Origin of the sequence: Rhizobium sophoriradicis (assembly GCF_003939025.1) — a bacterium.
Classification (GTDB): Bacteria; Pseudomonadota; Alphaproteobacteria; order Rhizobiales; family Rhizobiaceae; genus Rhizobium; species Rhizobium sophoriradicis.
Window position 1 is genome coordinate 66,749 of record NZ_RQIH01000003.1, and the last position, 20,416, is coordinate 87,164.

A 20,416-nucleotide genomic window follows, 5' to 3' on the forward strand; every position below is an offset into this window, starting at 1 on the left:
GGGGAGAGACAGTGTCATCCACAAACCCGGCAAAAGAAAGGTTTTCCCAATGGCGGTTCCCGGCATCGGTGCCCTGGCCCCCGATTTCAATCTCCCCCGCGACGGAGGCGGCCGTATCTCGCTTTCCGATTTTCATGGCAAGCCGCTGGTTTTGTTCTTCTATCCGAAGGACGACACCACAGGCTGCACCGCCGAATCGCTGGCCTTCACGGCGCTGGCGCCGGAGTTCGAAGCAGCCGGTGCTGCCGTGATCGGCATGTCGCCCGATTCGGCCGCCTGCCATGACAAGTTCATCAGGAAACACCGGCTTTCGGTGGCGCTCGCCTCGGACGAAGAAAAGACGACGCTGCAGGCCTATGGCGTCTGGAAGGAAAAGAGCATGTACGGCCGCAATTTCATGGGCGTCGAGCGCACCACTTTTCTCATCCGTCAGGATGGTACGATCGCCACAATCTGGCAGAAGGTGAAGGTGCAGGGCCATGCCGAAACCGTGCTCGAGGCCGTCAGGAATCTGGCCGCGTGAGCAATGATTTCGCGATAAGTTCGCTGCGCGGCGGCGCCGTCGACGCCATCCGCTCGGCCGATCTCGACCGCAAGACGGCCCTGGCGCAGGAAAGCGCCACCCGCTGGTTCGCCCGCCGGGTGTCGCTGCGCTCCCCGCTCGACGACGCCCTGCCGGAAAGGCCCGGCCGTCCTGACAAACCGGTGCTGACGCCGCCGACCCAGGTGGAGAAACGGTCGCTGCACACCCTCAAAGGCCGGATCGCCCTGCTGCATGCCATCGCCCATATCGAACTCAACGCCGTCGACCTGGCGCTCGATATCGTCGCGCGGTTCGCGACCGAACAGGTGCCGAACTCCTTTTTCGACGGCTGGATGCAGGTCGCCTTCGAGGAAGCGAAACATTTCCGCATGGTGCGCGCCCGCCTCAACGATCTCGGCGCCGATTACGGAGATCTTCCCGCCCATGATGGGTTGTGGCAGGCGGCCCATTCGACGCGCAACGACCTGACGGCAAGGCTCGCCGTCGTGCCGCTGATTCTCGAAGCCCGCGGCCTTGACGTCACGCCGTCGCTGCAGGCGAAGATGCGCGAGACCGGCGATCTCGAAAGTGCCGCCGTTCTCGATGTCATCTACAACGACGAGAAAGGCCACGTCGCCGTCGGCGCCAAATGGTTCCGTTTCCTCTGCGCCCGCGAGAAGCGCGATCCGGCAAAAGCCTTCCAGGAGCTGGTGCGCGCCAATTTCCGCGGGCCGCTGAAGCCACCCTTCAACGATCTCGCCCGGGCCGAAGCCGGATTGACGCCATCCTTCTACCGCTCGCTGGCGTCGATCAGCCACGCCTGAAACGACGCGCATTTTCGACACGGATGGCGAGAAGGAAAGCATTCATTAACCATAACCGTGTCTAATTTTCCGAAAGAGGCGTAGAGCATCATCGGGAGAGCCTGCGTGAACAGCGGACATCAGCACCGGGTATTCGGCAGGCGGGCGCAGGAACACATCCTCATCCTGGCAAGCGGCGACAAGGTGCGCCACATGACGGTCCGGCCATGGATGGCGGCGCTTGCCTTCTGCTTCGTCGGCGTGTTCTCGATCGGCTATCTCCTGGCGACCTCCTACCTCGTGCTGCGCGACGACCTGATCGGCGCCACCATGGCGCGCCAGGCCCGCATGCAGCACGACTACGAGGACCGCATCGCCGCCCTTCGCGCCCAGGTCGACCGCATCACCTCCCGCCAGCTTCTCGACCAGCAGGTGGTCGAGGACAAGGTCGACAAGCTGATGGAGCAGCAGATGGCGCTGACCTCTCGACACGGCAAGCTCGACAATCTGCTCGACCGCGCCGAAAGTTCCGGCCTGACGGAAAAGAACGGCGCCCTGCCCGCGCCGTCATCACCCGTCCAGTCCTTTGCCCCCGATATCAAGGACAAGCGCGCTTCACTCACCGGCGGCATCGAGGCGATCGAGAGACAGCTGGCGAGCGGCGCGCCCGCCGACGCGACGCCCGATAATTCGACGCTTGCCTATGTGCCGTCCGCCGAGACGGTCGGCGACCGCGCCGACCGGATCTTCTCCAAGGTGACGCTGTCGCTGAAGGATGTCGAGCAGGACCAGCGCAACCGCGTCGAGCAACTGACGAGCGACGCCGGCCACGCCGCCAGCGCCATCGAGACCGTGCTGACCCGCTTCAAGATTCCTGTGCCTGAGGAGACGGCCGCCGCCAGGCAGGAGGAGGAGAGCGCCATCGGCGGCCCCTATCTGGAACCCGAGAGCAACGACGACTTCAACAATTCGCTGGCTGCCCTCGACGGCGCGCTGACCCGGCTGGAGGCCGTGCGCAGCACCGCCGAGTCCCTGCCCTTCCGCAATCCCGCCATCGGCAAGGAAGTCACCAGCCCCTTCGGCAACCGCCGCGACCCGTTCCTTGGCCGCCTGGCGCTCCATTCCGGCATCGACTTCCGCTTCTCGCCGGGCGAGAGGATCCGCCCGACGGCGCCCGGAAAGGTCATCGCTGCCGGCTGGACGGGCGGCTACGGCAATATGGTCGAGGTCGACCACGGCAACGGCATCTCGACGCGCTACGGCCATATGTCACAGGTTCTCGTCAAGGTCGGCGACACGGTCGGCCGCAACAATGTCATCGGCCTTGCCGGCAGCACCGGCCGCTCGACCGGCACCCATCTGCACTATGAAGTGCGCCAGAACGGCCAGGCGGTCGATCCAGTATATTTCATGAATGCCGGCGTTAAACTCGCCAGCTATATCAAGTAACAGCCATCAGGTAACCATCGCTTCACTCTGCACGGCGTGCCGCCTCTCTATTTCTTGACTTGCCGGCCATTCGGGGCTATGTCGCGCTGCATTGCGGCATGCAATCCCGCCGACTCGTTCAGAGCTCGGCCGAACCGGAACGGAAACAGTTTTCCCTTTGACGACATTCGCTGACCTTGGCTTGAGCCAAAAAGTGTTATCCGCTGTTACCGACGCGGGCTATACGATCCCCACGCCTATTCAGGCGGGGGCCATTCCCTTTGCGCTCGAACGCCGCGACATTTGCGGCATTGCGCAGACCGGAACCGGCAAGACCGCATCCTTCGTGCTGCCGATGCTGTCGCTATTGGAAAAGGGCCGCGCCCGCGCGCGCATGCCCCGCACGCTGATCCTCGAGCCGACCCGCGAACTTGCTGCCCAGGTCGCCGAGAATTTCGAGAAGTATGGCAAGAACCATCGTTTGAACGTCGCCCTGCTGATCGGCGGCGTGTCCTTCGAAGACCAGGACCGCAAGCTTGAGCGCGGCGCCGATGTGCTGATCTGCACGCCTGGCCGCCTGCTCGACCATTTCGAGCGCGGCAAGCTCTTGATGAGCGGCGTCGAGATCCTCGTAATCGACGAAGCCGACCGCATGCTCGACATGGGCTTCATCCCCGATATCGAGCGCATCGCCAAGCTGATCCCCTTCACCCGTCAGACGCTGTTCTTCTCGGCGACCATGCCGCCTGAGATCCAGAAGCTCGCCGACCGCTTCCTGCAGAATCCGGAGCGCATCGAGGTGGCCAAGCCGGCATCGGCCGCCAAGACGGTGACGCAGCGCTTCGTCGCCTCGCACAGCAAGGACTACGAGAAGCGCGCGGTCCTGCGCGAACTCGTCCGTGCGCAAACCGAACTGAAGAACGCCATCATCTTCTGCAACCGCAAGAAGGACGTCGCCGATCTCTTCCGTTCGCTGGAGCGCCACGGCTTCTCCGTCGGCGCCCTGCATGGCGACATGGATCAGCGCTCCCGGACAATGATGCTGCAGAGCTTCCGTGACGGCAATCTCCAGCTGCTCGTCGCCTCCGACGTCGCCGCCCGCGGCCTCGACATTCCCGATGTCAGCCACGTCTTCAATTTCGACGTGCCGATCCACTCCGAGGATTACGTCCACCGCATCGGCCGCACCGGCCGTGCCGGCCGCTCGGGTGCTGCCTTCACGCTGGTCACCAAGCGCGACACCAAATTCGTCGATGCGATCGAGAAGCTGATCGGTGAAAAGATCGAATGGCTGAACGGTGACCTGAACGCGCTGCCACCGGCCGAAGAAGGCAAGGACAGCGAGCGTCCGCGCCGCAATGGACGCGAGCGCGGCGACAAGGGTGAGCGGGGCGAGAGGGATCGTGGGCGCGGACGCGGCAATCGCGGCGCCGCGAGTCATAAATCTGATAACGACATACAGGATAATGACGTCCAAGTGATCGAAGCAGCACCAGCAAGGGCCGAAGTCTTGAAGAACGAGCGCAAAGCAGAGCAGAAGCCGCAAAACAACGCGCGCAACAATCGGCCCTACCCGGCAAATGACGACAGCCGAGACCGCCGCCGTCATCGCGATCACGACGACGGCCCGACTCCGGTCGGATTCGGCGACGACATCCCCGCCTTCATGCTGATCGCCGGCAGCGCCAAGGTCTGAACATCCAATGGGCAGGCCCGGCCTTGACTTCCCGGGCCTCGGCGTCGGTCTGGTGATCCTGCGAGACGACCAGATCCTCCTCTACAAACGTCTGAATCCACCTGAAGCCGGCTACTGGAACATCGTCGGCGGCAAGGTTGATCACATGGAGCCGGCTGAAGAGGCTGCTCGCCGCGAGGCGGAAGAGGAAACCGGCCTGACGATCGGCCGGATCGAACGCATCGGCGTGACCGAGCAGATCATCGACGCTGACCGCCAGCACTGGATTTCCATCCTCTATCTCGCCCGCGACGTCGAAGGCGAGCCGCAATTGACCGAACCGGACAAGCTTTCGGATTTCGGCTGGTTTCCGCTGAATGGTTTGCCTGAACCGCTGTCCGCCTTCACCAGGGCGGCAATATCGGCCCTGCCCGCCAAGGAACGCGCTTAGCCCTCGGCGCGAAGCGCTGCCTCATAGGCCAGCCTGACCCATTTCGCCATCAGGTCGGGATCGTCGTAGGCCTCTTCGGGAATCGACCAGTAGGGCATCTTCACCGGCTTGCCCTTCTTGCCCTCATAGGCCCATTGCGTGGCGCCGGCGGCGGCAAATTCCGGGGCGCTTGTTTCGTCGGCCTTCAGCAGCATCTCGTCGCGCACTTCGACTGCAACGATGCGCCCGAGGTGATAAATGCCTTTGCCGCCGAACATGCGCTTGATCGTGACAGGGCCGAGCCCCTGAAACATTTCCTCGATCCCGGCATTGTCCATTCTCAGTCCCTCGAATTCCCTGCCAGACGGATCACAGCGTGTGATAATCCCGGTTCATGTAAATAAGCGCCGGGTGCTTCTCGCTGAAGCGGACGGCCGCGACTTCGCCGAAGATGACGTTATGCGTCGGCATTTCCTTGATGTCGGTCACCCGGCAATCGAAGGCGGCAAGCGCATCGGCAAGGACCGGCGCGCCGGTGACGAGCGTTTCGAAACGGGTGCTGGCGAAGCGTTCGTCATCGGCAAGCGACGTGCGTCCGGAGAAAGCGTCGGCGACGCCCTGGTGGTGAGCGCCGAGCGTATTCAGCACGAAGATGCCGCTGCGGAAAAAAATCTCGTTCTTCGGATTGGTGTTGTTGAGGCAGATCAGCACCGAGGCCGGATTATCCGAGACCGAGCAGGCGGCTGTGATGGTGACGCCCCGGCGCATGCCTTCCATCACCGTCGTCACGAGTTGCACATGGCCGGCATAACGGCTCATGGCATCCCGATAAAGGCCGGGGTCGATATGCTGCCTGTTCAACACCTGCTTCTCCGTACGCTTTTCTGCCGACTGCATACATCCATAAATCGGAATCGACTTGAGGACCAAATTACGCGGCTATTCAAAGTGCTGCAGCGTCCTTTGCGTCACCGAAAGGACGCGCTGCGCTGCAGTTCGACTTTCCATCGCGCCAATATGGCGAGCATGGGTTACCTTTTCTACAATAGGACCGCTGAAAAGCATGGAGTTACGCTTGTTTTTCTTTGACGATCGCGGCCTTGCGGATAAAAGGGCATGGACGATGGCTAGGGATCTCCGCCTTTCATGATCAACCTGCGTGGCATAGCAGCCGTTCTGATGCTGCTGGGAGCGGCGGCGCAAGGCCATGCGGCCGGCGTGACGATTGGCGTCGTCGCGCCCCAGAATGGCCCGCTCGCCCTGCTCGGCGCCCAGATTGCCGCCGGCGCCGGTTTCGAGATCCAGCAGTCCGGCAATACGCTCGTCGCCGTCAACGAGCCCTGTGAGGACAATAGCGGCGCGGCAGTCGGCGATGCGCTTGTCGCGGCCAAGGTGCAGATCGCCGTCGGCTTTCTCTGCAGCGACACGCTGGAAGGCGCCCTGCCGAAGTTGAAGGATGCCGGCATTCCGGCGATCACCGTCTCCGTGCGCTCCCGCATTCTGATGGAGGATGCGCTGAAAAACGGCTGGCCGCTCTTCCGCATGGCGCCCGCCGATGGCGCCGAGGCGGCAAAGATCAACGAAGTGATCTTGAAGAACTGGGCAGCCGATCCGATCGCCCTGATCGAGGACGGCACCATTCACGGCCGCGAACTGACGGAAGCGGTGCGCAATGCGCTGGAACAGAACGGCCTGAAGCCGGTCTTCACCGATACCTATCGCCCGGGGCAGGAGCAGCAGATCGCTCTTGTCCGCCGCCTGAAACGGGCCGGGGCCACCAGGGTCTTCGTCGGCGGCGACCGCAACGACATCGCCGTCATCGCCCGCGACGCGGAAGCCGAGAACATCCCGCTCTCCATCCTCGGCGGCGACGCCATGCGCGCCGCCGATCAACCGCTGCCGCTCGGGCCCGGCGTGCGCGCCGTCGCCCTGCCCGAATATGCCGTTCTGCCGGAAGCCGCGGGGGCGGCCGAAGCGTTGCGCGCCAAAGGGATCGAGCCGGAAGGTTATGTCCTGCCGTCGCTGGCGGCGGCATTCATTGCCGGCCAGGCAGCCGAAGCCGCGGCTGCGGCCGGCAAGCCCCTCCAGGAGACGCTGCTCGGCACGACTTTCCAGACCCCGGTCGGTGCCGTCGCCTTCACCGGCACGCATGAACTGTCGCAAAACCCGTACCGCCTGCTCGAATGGCGCGGCAACGGCTTTTTTCCACCGGCTGCGCCGACGCAATGAGCGGCGGCCAGCCTTGATTCCGGCGCCGTGCTCGGCTGGCGCCCATACGGAGTAAGACTTGATGACGCTGCCCATTCGCATTGCCCCCTCGATCCTCGCGGCGGATTTCGCCAGGCTCGGCGAGGAAGTACGCAATGTCACCGCGGCCGGGGCCGACTGGATCCACCTCGACGTGATGGATGGGCATTTCGTGCCGAATATCTCCTTCGGCCCCGATGTCATCAAGTCGCTGCGCGCCTATACCGACACCACCTTCGACTGCCACTTGATGATCTCGCCGGTCGACGACTATCTCGAAGCCTTCGCCAAGGCCGGCTGCGACCGCATCACCGTCCATGCCGAATCCGGGCCGCATCTGCACCGGTCGCTGCAGACCGTCCGTAATCTCGGCAAGAAGGTCGGGGTGACGGTCAATCCGGCAACCCCGCTGAGTGCCATCGAGAACGTGCTCGACGATGTCGACCTCATCCTCATCATGTCGGTCAATCCCGGCTTCGGCGGACAGAAGTTCATTCCGGCGATGGCCGCCAAGATCGCGGCGGCAAAGTCGCTGATCGGTGACCGGCCGATCGAACTTGAAGTCGATGGCGGCGTCACGGTGGAGACGGCGGCGGCAATCGCACAGGCCGGCGGCAACGTCCTCGTCGCGGGCTCGGCGATTTTCAAGGGCGACACGGTCGAGGATTATCGCCGGACGGTTGCCGAGCTGCGACAGGCAGCCGAGGGGGCACGCGCATGAAGAAGCAGCTTTTCATCGCCGGTAGCCTGCTCGTCGCCGCACTCGCCGGCTTGCCCGGTCTGTCACTTGCCGGCGACATTGCCAGCATCCAGCCGATCGGCTTTTCCGCCGACGGCAAGGTCTTCGCTTTCCAGGAGTTCGGCATCAAGGAGGGCAGCAATGTCCCCTATTCCAACACATATTTCATCGATACCGATAAGGGCCAGTATCTCGAGGGCACGCCCTTCCGCACCGAGCTGACCGACCAGGACGCCAATCTTTCCAAGGCGCGGCGGCAGAATCTCACAGCGGCGCGCCGCCAGATGGACAAATACGATCTTCTGACCAACCCCGGCCTGATTGCCGCCTTCAATCCGCCGACCGAACTCGGCTCTCCCGCAAAGACGCTGCGTTACACCACGCTTGCGACCGACGGCCCGCCGAAATCGCCCTATACGCTTTCGCTCGGCGAGTTGCCGATAGCGGTGCCGAAGGACTGCGCGGCGATCGCCAAGCGGGTCCTCGGCTTCAGCCTGCAGATGATCGAGAAGGAAGGCGCTCCGAACCGGCAGGCAGCGCGCCAAGTGCAAACGGTTCCGGCCGAGCGCGCATGTTCGGTCGAATACAGGATCGGCGGCGCCGTCGTCTATCAGCCGGAAGCCGCAAACCAGGTTCATATCGCCCTGGTCCTCGCCTTCGATGCGCAAAGGAACGGCCGCTGGATCGCCGTTCCGGTTCATCCCTGAGGCTGGTTTCCCGACATGAAGCGCCTCAGGGCGGCATGGCCGCCCTACTCCCATCTGATCCTCGGCGCCTTGCTTTGGGCCGTGCAGATGCTCGTCTCCGCCATGCTGGGTCTCTATCTGCGCAACGGCCTGGAGACGAGCCGGCTTGCCGAAGTCGCCACGCTCTATTTCCTCGGTGGCCTGCTCGCCTGGCCCTTCGCTTTGCCGGCCGCCCGCTTCCTTGCCTATGGCAAGCCGCCGGAGGCGCGTTTCGCCGCCTTTTTCGTCACGCTGATCGCTGCCACGATCGCGATGACTGCCTTCCTCTTCGCGATGGAATATCGGATCTTCTATTCGCGCTGGCACGCGCCCTTCGGAAGCGGCATCTGGGTCTTCCAGTTCATCTTCACCAGCATCAGCGCCGTCTATCAGTTCCTGGTGATCGGCCTGCGCCTTTTCCTGCCGCTCGGTCTCGTCTGCCTCGTCGTCAGCAGCTACTATCTTGCCAAACGCATGCGTTGAGATTGCCGCCCGTCTTTGCTACAGGGGCGCTGAAGCAATTCAGCAAAGACGCTAGGCGGCTTTCCCAGGAATTGCGTGAAAACAGAACTTCGACGCTCAAACCTCTTGAAGTGAAGGCAGCCGCCCATGATCCCGCGTTACTCCCGGCCCGAAATGGTCGCCATCTGGTCTCCCGAAACCAAGTTCCGCATCTGGTTCGAGATCGAGGCGCATGCCTGCGACGCGCTGGCCGAACTCGGCGTCATCCCGAAATCGGCGGCAAAGACCATCTGGGAAAAAGGCGGCGCTGCCACCTTCGATGTCGCCCGGATCGACGAGATCGAGGCTGTCACCAAACATGACGTCATCGCTTTCCTGACCCATCTTGCCGAGATCGTCGGCCCCGATGCACGCTTCGTCCATCAGGGCATGACCTCGTCCGACGTGCTCGACACCTGCTTCAACGTCCAGCTGGTGCGCGCCACCGATATTCTGATTGCCGATCTCGACCGTTTGCTCGCGGCACTGAAAACCCGCGCCTTCGAACACAAGGACACCGTCACCATCGGCCGCTCGCACGGTATCCACGCCGAGCCCACAACCTTCGGCGTCAAGCTGGCGCTCGCCTATGCCGAATTCGAGCGCTGCCGCCAGCGTCTCGTCGCCGCCCGCGAAGAAGTCGCGACCTGCGCCATCTCGGGCGCCGTCGGCACCTTCGCCAATATCGATCCGCGCGTCGAAGAACATGTCGCCGAGGCCCTCGGCCTGAAGGCCGAGCCGGTCTCGACCCAGGTGATTCCGCGCGACCGCCACGCCATGTATTTCGCCACCCTCGGCGTCGTCGCCTCCTCGATCGAGCGGCTCGCTACCGAGATCCGCCACCTGCAGCGCACCGAGGTTCTGGAAGCCGAGGAATATTTCTCGCCTGGCCAGAAGGGCTCCTCGGCCATGCCCCACAAGCGCAACCCGGTTCTCACCGAAAACCTCACCGGCCTCGCCCGGATGGTCCGCTCCTACGCCATGCCGGCCATGGAAAACGTCGCCCTCTGGCACGAGCGCGATATCTCGCACTCCTCGGTCGAGCGCATGATCGGCCCCGACGCCACCGTCACCCTCGACTTCGCCCTCTCCCGCCTCGCCGGCGTCATCGAAAAGCTCTTGGTCTATCCGGAGAACATGGAGAAGAACCTCAACAAGTTCCGCGGTCTCGTCCACTCCCAGCGCGTCCTCCTGGCGCTGACCCAGGCCGGCACCTCCCGCGAGGACGCCTACCGCCTGGTGCAGCGCAACGCCATGAAGGTCTGGGAACAGGGCAAGGACTTTTTGGAAGAGCTACTGGCGGATGCGGAGGTTCGCGCTGCGCTGTCCGAGGAGGATATTCGCGAAAAGTTCGATCTTGGGTACCACACCAAGCACGTGGATACGATTTTCCGGCGGGTGTTTGGGAACTCCTGAGGGATCTTCCATGAGGCAAGCGGCGCCCTATGACGCCGCTTGTCGATATATTTCCTACTTGGTTATCCGACGCTCCGCCTCAGCCGCAGGCTGATCGCGACCGGGAAGTAGATGCATGTAACAAGGAGAGAAGGCGCAGACACCATCAAGAGGATTTCCAGCAATGCCAGATCATTCCGTGTGAAATCATCAACGCCGCCTCGCAGCGAAAAGAATATCACGACAACCAAGACTAAAGTCGCAATAAAGATGATGAACCCCCATAAAAATGGTCGCGAATTTATTGAGACAAATTTAATGCGATAAAAGACGAACAATACAAAAACGATTGGCAGCGAATAAAAAAACTTCGCTAACAGCAAACCAAGGCCCAGGTCACCAGATAAAAATGGCAAATGGCCCAATAGCAGTCCTATGAGATAGGCCTGAAAAAACAACTCGACCTGCGGCTCTCTGAGAAAGGAATCGCGCATTTTCCCGAAAAAATAGATTAGACCTGATATGCGTACAAAGCGTAATGAAGAATTCAGCTTTTCTCAAGCGGCCGTTGTTTCATCTTCGAGGCTTTGGCACTCCCAGGGCGTTTGCGCGCCTCGGTCTTTTTCGGCGTAACGGTTTCTGCGGCATCCGTCGTCCTGCACGCCTCCGTCTCGCCCCTGCCCTTGGCAGCCTTGGCGACAAGTCGGTCGAGATGCTTCAACTCATCCTCGTCGAGGTTTTCGATGCCGATGAAGCGGTTTTCGGCGTGGCTCGTCAGGATGATTTCGTTGAGCTTGGCCTGGATCGCCCGCGTGTCGCGCGTCTGGGCGTTCTGCAGCACGAAGACCATCAGGAAGGTGATGATCGTCGTGCCGGTATTGATGATCAGTTGCCAGGTTTCCGAATAGTCGAAGAAAGGCCCAAGCAAAGCCCAAATGATGACGACACTCAGCGCCAGGATGAAGATGACGGGCTTGCCCGCCCATTCCGATGTCTTGGTTGCGAAGCGGGTGAACAGATGTTTCATCGTCACCTCTGAAATCCTCCCTCGAAGCCTACGCTAAGAACTCCGAGGCAGGTTTGAGGTTCCCGGGGAAATCGGAATCGACCCCCGGGAAATAAGGCTCTGTTTAGGCGATCTCCCGCGCAACCAGCTTGCGGTAGAGATGCCAGGTCGCATGGCCGAGGATCGGCATGACGAGCGCAAGCCCGGCAAAGACCGGAATCGTGCCGATGACGAGGAGTGCGGCGACGATCAGACCCCACAGCAGCACCGGCACCGGATTGGCGACCGTGGCCCGGATCGAGGTCACGACGGCGGCGACGGCCCCGACATCGCGGTCGAGCAGCAGCGGAAAGGTGATGACGGAGATAGCCAGCACCACCAGCGCGAAGACGAAGCCGATGAGATTGCCCCAGATGATCAGCTGCAGGCCTTCAGCCGTACCGAAGACCTGGCGGGTGAAATCCGCCATGGTGCGCGGAAACACGTCTCCGAGAAGATTGGTGTAAAGCGTCTGCGCAGTCACCAGCCAGACGACGAAAAGGGCAAAAAGCATCAGCCCGACCGCGACGATCGACGGCAGTGCCGGTGAATGGCGCACTTCGAGTGCATGCGTCCAGGACGTATCCAGGCCTTCTTCGCGCCGGCGGCTGATCTCATAAAGGCCGATCGCCGCGATCGGGCCGATCAGCACGAAACCGGACATCAGCGGGAAAACCATCGGCAGAAGATTGGCGCCGGAGGTCCATAGCGTCAAGAAGATGCCGGCGATCGGATACATCAGGCACAAGAACACATAATGCGAAGGTTTTTCCTTAAAATCGTCGAGCCCGCGCTTTAACGCGTCGAAGACGTCAGCAATGCCAATGCGATTGACGACGGGCCGCGCCAAGCTTTCGCTGGCACCGGTCATGACATGAAATGCCGCCATGGCTTTCTCCTCCTCAGCCGAGACTTAATCGGCGGCGGCACGCATCGGCGGGCAAGCCGATACGAAATCCGCAACCGGCACTGGAGCAATATAACAAATATCAATGCCCGTGTCGCTCTCTCCCTTGACCGCCTCTTGACATCTTCGTCAGGCTTTCTCACATCGGCGGCACTATGAAAGCCTCAGACGCAGATATCCTCATCATCCCCGGCTACACCAATTCCGGCCCCGGCCACTGGCAAAGCCGCTGGGAAGCGAAGCTCAGCACGGCGCGGCGCGTCGAGCAGGCGGAATGGACGAAGCCTGTCCGCGAGGACTGGATCGCTCGCATCGCCGAGGAGGTGAACGCCTCGACCCGCCCCGTCGTTCTCGTCGCCCATTCGCTCGGCGTTCCCTCGGCGATCCACGCCATCCCACTTTTCCGCAACCGGGTGGCGGGCGCCTTCTTCGTCGCCCCGCCCGATGTCACCAATCCCGACATCCGCCCGAAGCATCTGATGACCTTCGGCCCCTACCCGCGCGAGCCGCTGCCCTTCCCGTCGATCACGGTGGCGAGCCGCAACGACCCGTTCGGCAGCTACGACCATGCCGACGATATCGCCAGCAGCTGGGGCTCTTTTCTCGTCGATGCCGGTGAAGCGGGACATATCAATGCCGATTCCGGTCACGGACCCTGGCCCGAGGGCACGATGGTCTTCGCCCAGTTCCTGAGCCGTCTCTCCGCTGCTTGAGGAAAACCGCCTTCTCGTTAATTCAGCAATTGCTTTCTAAGTCTTTCTTAATGGAAAGGCAGCAGACTGCGCCCGAGATGAATAAGCGAGAATGCCCGTGAAGAATGCCCACCCAAAGGCCGAGAACCCGCATGGCGATGCCACAGCGGCTGAGGCCGGCGTCGGCGGGGCAGCCGGCGGTTCCGAGCTGGCGGAACGGGAGAGCCGATGGAACCATGCGCTGGTCGGCTCCGGCCTTGGCGTATGGGATCATAACTACCGCCTCGACCGGAAATATTACTCGCCCACGTGGAAAACCATCCGAGGCATGGCCCCCGACGAGGAGGTCGCCGGCGATTACAATGCCTGGCTGCAGCTCGTCCATCCCGACGACCGCGATTTCGTCGCCCATGCCATCGAGCGCCAGAACGCCGGCGATCCGGATTACCAGGTCTTTCAATACCGCGAGCGCCACAGGGACGGCCACTGGGTCTGGATCGACTGCCGCGGCGCCTGCGTGGAATGGGACGAGAACGGCGTGCCGACGCGAATCGTCGGCACGGATGTCGATATCACCGCCCGCAAGGAAGCCGAGGAGACGCTGTCGCGCTTGTCGCGCCGGCTCGATCTGGCGCTGGAGATCTCCCATATCGGCGTCTTCGAGGCCGATATCGAAAATGATACGGTCGAATGGGACGATCGCCTCATTGCCATTTACGGGCTGAAAGGCGCCCCGCATCAGATCGCGGCCGACGCCTGGGCCAAAAGCCTGCATCCCGACGACCGCGAACGCGTACTGGGCCTCGCCGGCCGCAGCGTTGAAAGCGGCAGCGATTTCCAGCAGGAATATCGCATCATTCGCGGCGACGGCGCCGAACGTATCATTCGCGCTCGCTCCGCCTTCTTCGTCGACGGCAACGGCCACCGCAAGCTCATCGGCGCCAACTGGGACGTCACCGAGGACGTCGCGCTGCGCAATGAGCTGCAGCGCGCCAAGGATCTGACCGAGGCCCGCAACCGCGAACTCGAAGCCGCCAAGGAGAGCATCGAGCGCTTGGCGCTGCATGATTACCTCACCGGCCTTCCGAACCGGCGCTATCTCGACAAGATGCTGGACGAGCGCTCGGCCGAATGCCGCGCCAAGAGCTTTGCGCTTGCGATCCTCCACATCGATCTCGACCGTTTCAAGCAGATCAACGACACGCTCGGCCACCGGGCCGGGGACGCCATGCTGCAGCACGCGGCGAATGTGCTGAGAAACTCCGTCCGTGCCGCTGATTTCGTCGCCCGCATCGGCGGCGATGAATTCGTTATCCTCTGCACCGTCGATCCCGCCTCGAAGAAGATCGGTGGCCTTGCCGAGCGCGTGATCCGCGAATTGCGCAAACCTGTCAGATATGAGGGACACGACTGCCGTTTCGGCGCCAGCATCGGCATCGCCATCGACAGCGGTCCAAAGCTCGACGCCAAGCAGACGCTGCTCGATGCCGATATCGCGCTCTATCGCGCCAAGGGCCTCGGCCGCAACCGCTTCGAATTCTTCTCCGCCTCCGACCGCCGCGACATCGTCTTGGCCAAACATCTCGCCGACGAGATCCTGATCGGCCTCGAACGCAGTGAATTCATCCCCTTCTATCAGCTGCAGTTCGATGCCCGAACCCTCGACGTTACGGGCATCGAAACCCTGGCCCGCTGGCAGCATCCGCGGCGCGGGCTGATGACGCCCAACCTTTTTCTTGATATTGCCGAGGATCTCGACGTCGTTTCGACCATCGACGCGCTGATCCTGGAGCGTGCGCTGGCCGACCGCCGTGCCTGGATCAAGGACGGCTTGTCGATTCCGAAGGTATCGGTCAACGTTTCGGCCCGCCGGCTTGCCGATCCCGATCTCGGCAAAAAGCTCCGCGCCCTGAAGATAGAACCCGGCGCCATCGCCTTCGAACTGCTGGAATCGATCTCGCTGGACGATTGCGACGCGCTGGTCGCGGCCAATCTCAAGAAGCTCCGCAAGCTCGGCATCGACATCCAGATCGACGATTTCGGCACCGGCCACGCCTCGATCGTCAGCCTGCTGCGCCTGAGCCCGACGACGCTGAAGATCGACCGCGAGCTGATCCGCCTGCTGCCGCAATCGGCCGAGCAGCGCAAGCTGGTCGGCTCGATCATCGATATTGGCCGCTCGCTGAACATCCGCGTCATTGCCGAGGGCGTCGAAACGGCGGATCACATCCGCATTCTCGAAGAACTCGACTGCGGCACCCTGCAGGGCTACGCCCTCGCCCGGCCGATGCCGGCGATGCAGATCCCCTCCTTCATCCGTGCCGGAAGCTGGCGCCAGGGGCAGACCACTGCGCGTGCCCTGCAGACGCGTCTTCGCCGCGCACTGCCGGAAAGAGCCGCCAAATAAAACCTGTATAAGCGGCCCGCCATTTCGCCTTCATTCCACCCTATAGGAAAAGGCGCTAGGCTCGTCCTGCAAATTCATTCGATTCTCTTGGCGGTATTCCGTAAAATCCGGAAACCGGGACCGGAAATCCCGAAACGGGGGAAGGAGCGACAGGCGGATTGTGAAACTCACTCTTTTCCTTTAAGGGGACGCCACGAGATCGATCCACTCGCGCCATCCCAAGAGCGCCAACAACAGAGAATGACCACGATGAACCGTCGCCGCCGTATCTACGAGGGCAAGGCAAAGATTCTGTATGAGGGTCCGGAACCGGGCACCTTGATCCAGTTTTTCAAGGACGATGCCACCGCCTTCAACAAGAAGAAACATGAGGTCATCGACGGCAAGGGCGTCCTCAACAACCGCATTTCCGAATATATCTTCAGCCATCTGAACAAAATCGGCATCCCCACTCATTTCATCCGCCGGCTCAATATGCGCGAGCAGTTGATCAAGGAAGTGGAGATGATCCCGCTTGAGATCGTCGTGCGCAACGTCGCCGCCGGTTCGCTGGCCAAGCGCCTCGGCATCGAAGAAGGCGTCGTGCTGCCGCGTTCGATCATCGAATTCTATTACAAATCCGATGCGCTGGACGATCCGATGGTCTCGGAAGAGCACATCACCGCCTTCGGCTGGGCCAATCCGGCCGAACTCGACGACATCATGGCGCTTGCCATCCGCGTCAACGATTTCATGACCGGTCTTTTCCTCGGCGTCGGCATCCAGCTCGTCGATTTCAAGATCGAATGCGGCCGCCTCTTCGAAGGCGATATGATGCGCATCATCCTCGCCGACGAGATCTCGCCGGACAGCTGCCGGCTCTGGGATATCGAAACCCGCGAAAAGATGGACAAGGACCGCTTCCGCCGCGATCTCGGCGGCTTGCTCGAAGCCTATTCCGAAGTCGCACGCCGTCTCGGCATCATCAATGAAAACGAGCCTGTGCGCGGCACCGGCCCGGTTCTCGTCAAGTAAGGCAGGATAGACAAAGTGATCAAGGCTCGTGTCACCGTCACGCTGAAAAACGGCGTTCTCGATCCGCAGGGCAAGGCCATCGAAGGCGCGCTCGGCGCCCTCGGCTTCTCGGGCGTCGGCCACATCAGACAGGGCAAGGTCTTCGACCTGGAGCTCGAGGGCGCCGACAAGGCGAAGGCCGAGGCCGACCTCAAGGCGATGTGCGAAAAACTTCTCGCCAATACGGTGATCGAGAACTACGCGATCGCGATCGACGGATGATCACAGACCTGCCTGCCGGTAGATTTTGAGGATTTAGCGTCATGACGAAAGCAAAGCTGGAGACGGAAGTCTCCAAATATATGAGCTATGTTTTGCGTCATGCGCCGGAGGCCGCAGGCTTGACACTCGATCCGGAGGGCTGGGTGTCGTTCGAGGCGCTCGAACAAGCGGTGGCGTCGAAATATGACGTTTCCCGCGCCGACATTATCGAGATTGTCGAAAACAATCCGAAGAAGCGCTTCACGCTGGCCGACAACAGAATTCGCGCGAACCAGGGTCACAGCGTCGACGTCGATCTCGCGCTGACTGCGGTCGAACCGCCTGCAGCTCTTTTCCACGGCACCTCCGCGATTGCCTGGCACTCGATTGAGCGCGAGGGCTTGAAGAAGATGCAGCGCCACCACGTGCATCTGTCGGCCGATGTCAAAACGGCGAAAATCGTGGCGATGCGCCGCAAGGGCGAATATGTCATCCTGCGCGTCGACGCGGCCGCTATGTTTTCCGCGGGTCATTCTTTCTTTGTCTCCGACAATGGAGTATGGCTCACCGAAAGCGTTCCAGTTCAATATATTTCGCCAGACGCAGGGACCCCATGAAATCAGCTGTCGTTCAACTTCCGGGCCTTAACCGCGACCGCGACATGATCGCAGCCCTGACCAAGATCTCCGGCCGCGAGCCGATGACGATCTGGCAGACGGAAGCCGAAATCCCTGAAGTCGACCTGATCGTCATTCCCGGCGGCTTCTCCTATGGCGACTACCTGCGTTGCGGCGCGATCGCCGCCCGCATGCCGGTCATGCAGGCGATCATCGACAAGGCTGCAAAGGGCGTGAAAGTGCTCGGCGTCTGCAACGGCTTCCAGATCCTCGTCGAGGCAGGCCTGCTGCCCGGCGCGCTGATGCGAAATGCCTCGCTGAAATTCGTCTGCCGCGAGATCAAGCTTGAAGTGGTCAATGCCGAGACGGATTTCACCCGCGCCTACGCGCAAGGCCAGGTCATCCGGTGCCCCGTTGCCCATCATGACGGCAATTATTTCGCCGACGAAGCCACGCTGGCGAAAATCGAAGGCAATGGCCAGGTTGTCTTCCGTTATGCCGAAGGCACCAACCCCAACGGCTCGCTCAACGATATCGCCGCGGTCATGAACGAAAAGGGCAACGTGCTCGGCATGATGCCGCATCCGGAAAACCTGATCGAAGCCGCCCATGGCGGTTCGGACGGCCGCGGCCTTTTCGCCTCGGCGCTCGACGTCATCGCCGCCTGAGCCCTGCTCGTTGCCTAAAAGCGCGCGCGGTCTTGGGCAACGGCATGCACACGAAAATTCCGTCTGGATCGGAGCAAGATCGATGCGCCATCGCCTCGCAAACCCCGCTTTGTTGACCGCTCTCGCAGCCATGCTCGCAGCCTGCCAGACGCCGGCGCCGACGACAGGCCCCAACCGCGCCGCGCTGCCGACGATGGAACGCGTGGCGCTCGGCGCCAGTGCATGCTGGTTCAAGTCAGGTGACCCCGCTTTTGCAGCCTATAAACTCGCCCCGGAGCTCAACTCCTTCACCGGACGGCCCCGCATCCTGCTCGTCCACAAGGGCAGCCCGGAAAGCCGGCCGCTGCTTGTCGTTCAGGCCGAGGGAAGCCCGTCGCGTCTCCAGGCCTTCGGTCCGATGATGTCGGAACCGGTCGCCGACCGCATCGTCGCCGACGTCAATCGCTGGTCGGGCGGCAACAAAGCCTGCAGCTGATCGCAGCCGGCGATCCCGATAACGCATTCAGTCCCAGAAGAACGACTTGCCGACTTCGCGTGCGGCTTCGGACTGCGACACGCCGATATCCTTGAGCTCGCTCGTCGTCAGGCCTCTCAGCGCCCGCCGGCCTTCCCGCTTCTGATGCCAGAGAAGAATTGCGGTCCAAATCCGCCCCAAACGCGTCGTCACCTCAGGAGGCGCCGCGGGAAGGACGACCTGCCTCCTATCTTCATAAGAGACGATCGGTACAATTGGCATTTTGATCTCAGGCAAGGCAGACATTCCAGAAATCCTCTCGGTTTGCCACTGGAATTGACTCATACGCTTGACCGATACAATGTGCCAATATATACAATTGTCACCATGACAAATTGGCTTCCTGATCTTTCCCGCGGTTCCGGGCCGGTCTATCTCCGGCTTGCCGACAGCATTGAATCCGCCATCGCGAGCGGCGCCCTACCCGCCGGCAGCAAATTGCCGCCGCAACGCAACCTCGCCTATGATATCGGCGTGACCATCGGCACGATCGGCCGCGCCTATGCGCTGGTGCATGAGCGCGGCCTGGTCGCCGGCGAGGTCGGGCGCGGCACCTATGTGCTGAACCGCTCCGAGACGCAGCCCGGCGAACAGACCGACCCGCTGACTGTCTCGCTCAGTGGCACCCGCGTCCAGGACGCGCCTGCCGACAAAATCCGCTTCGATACCACGGCCGCACCAGATCTCGGCCAGGGCAAGATCATATCCGGCATCCTAGCCGAGATCGGCGAACAGCATCTCGCCGAGATTTCGTCCTATTCCCGCACGTTTCCGCGCAACTGGTTCGAATCCGGTCGTCTCTGGCTTGCCCGCAGCGGCTGGACGCCGGATGTCGAAAACATAGTGCCGACGCTCGGCGCTCATGCGGCGGCGGTTGCAGCCATCGCCGCCGTCTCGGCGCCGGGCGACAAGATCGTCTTTGAGGATCTCACCTATACGCAGGTCAGCCGCAGCGCCCGCCTTCTCGGACGCCGCACGCTGACGGTCGATTCAGACGAACAAGGAGTGATCCCGGACGATTTCGAGCGGCTCTGCCAGCAACAACATCCAAAGATCGCCTTCCTGATGCCGACCGTTCACAATCCGACGGTGACGATCATGCCCCTCGAGCGGCGCGCGGCAATCGCCGCGATCGCCAGGAAACACAGCGTCTGGCTGATCGAAGATGATCTCTACGGCGGCATGTCCGACGATGATACGCCACTGCTCGCCTCACTTGCCCCCGATCGCACCTTCCTGGTCAACGGGCTGTCGAAATCGGTCGCCGCCGGCGTACGCGGCGGCTGGGTCGCCTGCCCGCCGCATTTTGCCCAGCGCATCCGGGTGACGCATAAGATGATCACCGGCGGCCTACCCTTCATTCTGGCCGAGACCTGCGCACGCCTCGTCGAAAGCGGCACTGCCCACGAGATCCGCAAGCAGAGCGTCGAGGAACTCTCCCGGCGTGTCCGACTCGTTCGCGAGCAGCTGCAGGGCTTCGATTTTGCGTCACACCCGCATGCGCCCTTCCTCTGGCTGAAATTGCCGGAGCCCTGGATGTCGGGCACCTTCAAGAATGCCGCTTTCCGGGATGGTGTGCTCGTCGACGACGAGGACGAGTTCAAGGCAGCCCGCGGGGAGAAATCCTATCATCGAGTCCGCATTGGTTTTTCCTCGCCAAAGACAGGGCAGGAACTGACCTCCGGCCTGATGATCTTGCGCCGGCTGCTGGAAAATGGCGGATCCGCCTATGATGGTGAAATCTGACCTGTTGCAAATACACGTCATAATCTACAAAAAATGCCTGGGGCTATTCGCAGCCGTTTACCGACTCAATCTGCATGCTACCTCTTCGATATTCTCGCCT

24 protein-coding genes are annotated in these 20,416 nt (G+C 61.9%); 18 read left to right on the plus strand and 6 right to left on the minus strand.

Annotated elements, in window-relative coordinates; translation table 11 throughout:
* Nucleotides 1–49 precede the first annotated feature (49 nt).
* From EFR00_RS04940 to EFR00_RS04960, 5 genes are all read left to right on the plus strand, one after another.
* Nucleotides 50–523, plus strand: coding sequence for a peroxiredoxin (locus tag EFR00_RS04940; protein ID WP_009983859.1), 474 nt, complete (start codon nt 50–52; stop codon nt 521–523).
* Nucleotides 520–1,347 carry a ferritin-like domain-containing protein gene (locus EFR00_RS04945; protein WP_038689184.1) on the plus strand — a complete coding sequence of 276 codons (828 nt, stop codon included), beginning with the start codon at nt 520–522 and terminating at the stop codon, nt 1,345–1,347. The genes EFR00_RS04940 and EFR00_RS04945 overlap by 4 nt, the downstream gene beginning before the upstream one ends.
* 105 nt (nt 1,348–1,452) lie before the next feature.
* Nucleotides 1,453–2,775 carry a M23 family metallopeptidase gene (locus tag EFR00_RS04950; protein WP_009995306.1) on the plus strand — a complete coding sequence of 441 codons (1,323 nt, stop codon included), beginning with the start codon at nt 1,453–1,455 and terminating at the stop codon, nt 2,773–2,775.
* Nucleotides 2,776–2,932: 157 nt separating this feature from the next.
* Nucleotides 2,933–4,450 (plus strand): DEAD/DEAH box helicase, encoded by a 1,518-nt coding sequence (locus EFR00_RS04955; RefSeq protein ID WP_038689188.1) that lies wholly within the window; start codon nt 2,933–2,935, stop codon nt 4,448–4,450.
* Between the two features lie 7 nt (nt 4,451–4,457).
* On the plus strand, nt 4,458–4,880 hold the full coding sequence (locus EFR00_RS04960; protein WP_038689190.1) for an NUDIX domain-containing protein: 423 nt from the start codon (nt 4,458–4,460) through the stop codon (nt 4,878–4,880).
* On the opposite strand, the gene EFR00_RS04965 is transcribed toward EFR00_RS04960, so the two are convergent.
* Nucleotides 4,877–5,197, minus strand: coding sequence for a TfoX/Sxy family protein (locus EFR00_RS04965; RefSeq protein WP_038689192.1), 321 nt, complete (start codon nt 5,195–5,197; stop codon nt 4,877–4,879). The two genes, EFR00_RS04960 and EFR00_RS04965, sit on opposite strands and share 4 nt — an antisense overlap.
* A gap of 31 nt (nt 5,198–5,228) precedes the next feature.
* Nucleotides 5,229–5,723, minus strand: coding sequence for a flavin reductase (locus EFR00_RS04970; protein ID WP_077989212.1), 495 nt, complete (start codon nt 5,721–5,723; stop codon nt 5,229–5,231).
* 282 nt (nt 5,724–6,005) lie between these two features.
* On the opposite strand from EFR00_RS04970, the gene EFR00_RS04975 reads away from it, so the two are divergent.
* The 5 genes from EFR00_RS04975 to purB all read left to right on the plus strand — a co-directional run bounded on the left by EFR00_RS04975 (nt 6,006) and on the right by purB (nt 10,487).
* Nucleotides 6,006–7,088: an ABC transporter substrate-binding protein gene (locus tag EFR00_RS04975; protein ID WP_077989213.1), complete on the plus strand. Its 1,083-nt coding sequence runs from the start codon at nt 6,006–6,008 to the stop codon at nt 7,086–7,088.
* A 61-nt stretch (nt 7,089–7,149) separates the two neighbouring features.
* Nucleotides 7,150–7,827 carry a ribulose-phosphate 3-epimerase gene (gene rpe, locus EFR00_RS04980; RefSeq protein ID WP_077989214.1) on the plus strand — a complete coding sequence of 226 codons (678 nt, stop codon included), beginning with the start codon at nt 7,150–7,152 and terminating at the stop codon, nt 7,825–7,827.
* The gene (locus EFR00_RS04985; protein ID WP_077989215.1) at nt 7,824–8,552 is read left to right on the plus strand and encodes a DUF2259 domain-containing protein; all 729 of its coding nucleotides are present in this window, start codon (nt 7,824–7,826) and stop codon (nt 8,550–8,552) included. Before rpe ends, EFR00_RS04985 begins: the two co-directional genes overlap by 4 nt.
* A 15-nt stretch (nt 8,553–8,567) precedes the next feature.
* Entirely contained in the window at nt 8,568–9,053 is a 486-nt protein-coding gene (locus EFR00_RS04990; protein WP_038689201.1) for a hypothetical protein, read from the plus strand.
* 126 nt (nt 9,054–9,179) lie between these two features.
* The gene (gene purB / locus EFR00_RS04995; protein ID WP_077989216.1) at nt 9,180–10,487 is read left to right on the plus strand and encodes an adenylosuccinate lyase; all 1,308 of its coding nucleotides are present in this window, start codon (nt 9,180–9,182) and stop codon (nt 10,485–10,487) included.
* Between the two features lie 62 nt (nt 10,488–10,549).
* Here purB and EFR00_RS05000 read toward each other — a convergent pair whose 3' ends face one another.
* The 3 genes from EFR00_RS05000 to EFR00_RS05010 all read right to left on the minus strand — a co-directional run bounded on the left by EFR00_RS05000 (nt 10,550) and on the right by EFR00_RS05010 (nt 12,400).
* Nucleotides 10,550–10,960 (minus strand): hypothetical protein, encoded by a 411-nt coding sequence (locus EFR00_RS05000; protein ID WP_009989950.1) that lies wholly within the window; start codon nt 10,958–10,960, stop codon nt 10,550–10,552.
* 53 nt (nt 10,961–11,013) lie between these two features.
* Nucleotides 11,014–11,493: a low affinity iron permease family protein gene (locus EFR00_RS05005; protein ID WP_077989217.1), complete on the minus strand. Its 480-nt coding sequence runs from the start codon at nt 11,491–11,493 to the stop codon at nt 11,014–11,016.
* A 103-nt stretch (nt 11,494–11,596) separates the two neighbouring features.
* The gene (locus EFR00_RS05010; protein ID WP_010060723.1) at nt 11,597–12,400 is read right to left on the minus strand and encodes a DUF2189 domain-containing protein; all 804 of its coding nucleotides are present in this window, start codon (nt 12,398–12,400) and stop codon (nt 11,597–11,599) included.
* A 173-nt stretch (nt 12,401–12,573) separates the two neighbouring features.
* Here EFR00_RS05010 and EFR00_RS05015 point away from each other — a divergent pair, with 173 nt between their 5' ends.
* The 7 genes from EFR00_RS05015 to EFR00_RS05045 all read left to right on the plus strand — a co-directional run bounded on the left by EFR00_RS05015 (nt 12,574) and on the right by EFR00_RS05045 (nt 18,531).
* Nucleotides 12,574–13,131 (plus strand): RBBP9/YdeN family alpha/beta hydrolase, encoded by a 558-nt coding sequence (locus EFR00_RS05015; protein WP_010060721.1) that lies wholly within the window; start codon nt 12,574–12,576, stop codon nt 13,129–13,131.
* Nucleotides 13,132–13,222: 91 nt separating this feature from the next.
* Entirely contained in the window at nt 13,223–15,517 is a 2,295-nt protein-coding gene (locus tag EFR00_RS05020) for a putative bifunctional diguanylate cyclase/phosphodiesterase (RefSeq protein ID WP_077989218.1), read from the plus strand.
* 249 nt (nt 15,518–15,766) lie between these two features.
* Nucleotides 15,767–16,531, plus strand: coding sequence for a phosphoribosylaminoimidazolesuccinocarboxamide synthase (gene purC, locus EFR00_RS05025; RefSeq protein ID WP_004676256.1), 765 nt, complete (start codon nt 15,767–15,769; stop codon nt 16,529–16,531).
* Between the two features lie 15 nt (nt 16,532–16,546).
* Nucleotides 16,547–16,792 (plus strand): phosphoribosylformylglycinamidine synthase subunit PurS, encoded by a 246-nt coding sequence (gene purS / locus EFR00_RS05030; protein ID WP_038689209.1) that lies wholly within the window; start codon nt 16,547–16,549, stop codon nt 16,790–16,792.
* Nucleotides 16,793–16,833: 41 nt separating this feature from the next.
* Nucleotides 16,834–17,388: an RNA 2'-phosphotransferase gene (locus EFR00_RS05035; protein WP_077989219.1), complete on the plus strand. Its 555-nt coding sequence runs from the start codon at nt 16,834–16,836 to the stop codon at nt 17,386–17,388.
* Complete coding sequence (purQ, locus tag EFR00_RS05040; protein ID WP_077989220.1) at nt 17,385–18,056, plus strand: phosphoribosylformylglycinamidine synthase subunit PurQ; 672 nt, start codon at nt 17,385–17,387, stop codon at nt 18,054–18,056. The genes EFR00_RS05035 and purQ overlap by 4 nt, the downstream gene beginning before the upstream one ends.
* Before the next feature lie 82 nt (nt 18,057–18,138).
* Nucleotides 18,139–18,531: a hypothetical protein gene (locus tag EFR00_RS05045; protein WP_038689213.1), complete on the plus strand. Its 393-nt coding sequence runs from the start codon at nt 18,139–18,141 to the stop codon at nt 18,529–18,531.
* Nucleotides 18,532–18,558: 27 nt separating this feature from the next.
* Here the strand turns inward: EFR00_RS05045 and EFR00_RS05050 are convergent, their stop codons facing one another.
* Nucleotides 18,559–18,816 (minus strand): DUF1127 domain-containing protein, encoded by a 258-nt coding sequence (locus tag EFR00_RS05050; protein ID WP_010060226.1) that lies wholly within the window; start codon nt 18,814–18,816, stop codon nt 18,559–18,561.
* An 81-nt stretch (nt 18,817–18,897) separates the two neighbouring features.
* Here EFR00_RS05050 and EFR00_RS05055 point away from each other — a divergent pair, with 81 nt between their 5' ends.
* Nucleotides 18,898–20,316, plus strand: a complete 1,419-nt coding sequence (locus tag EFR00_RS05055) for an aminotransferase-like domain-containing protein (protein WP_077989221.1) — start codon at nt 18,898–18,900, stop codon at nt 20,314–20,316.
* Nucleotides 20,317–20,416: the final 100 nt, after the last annotated feature.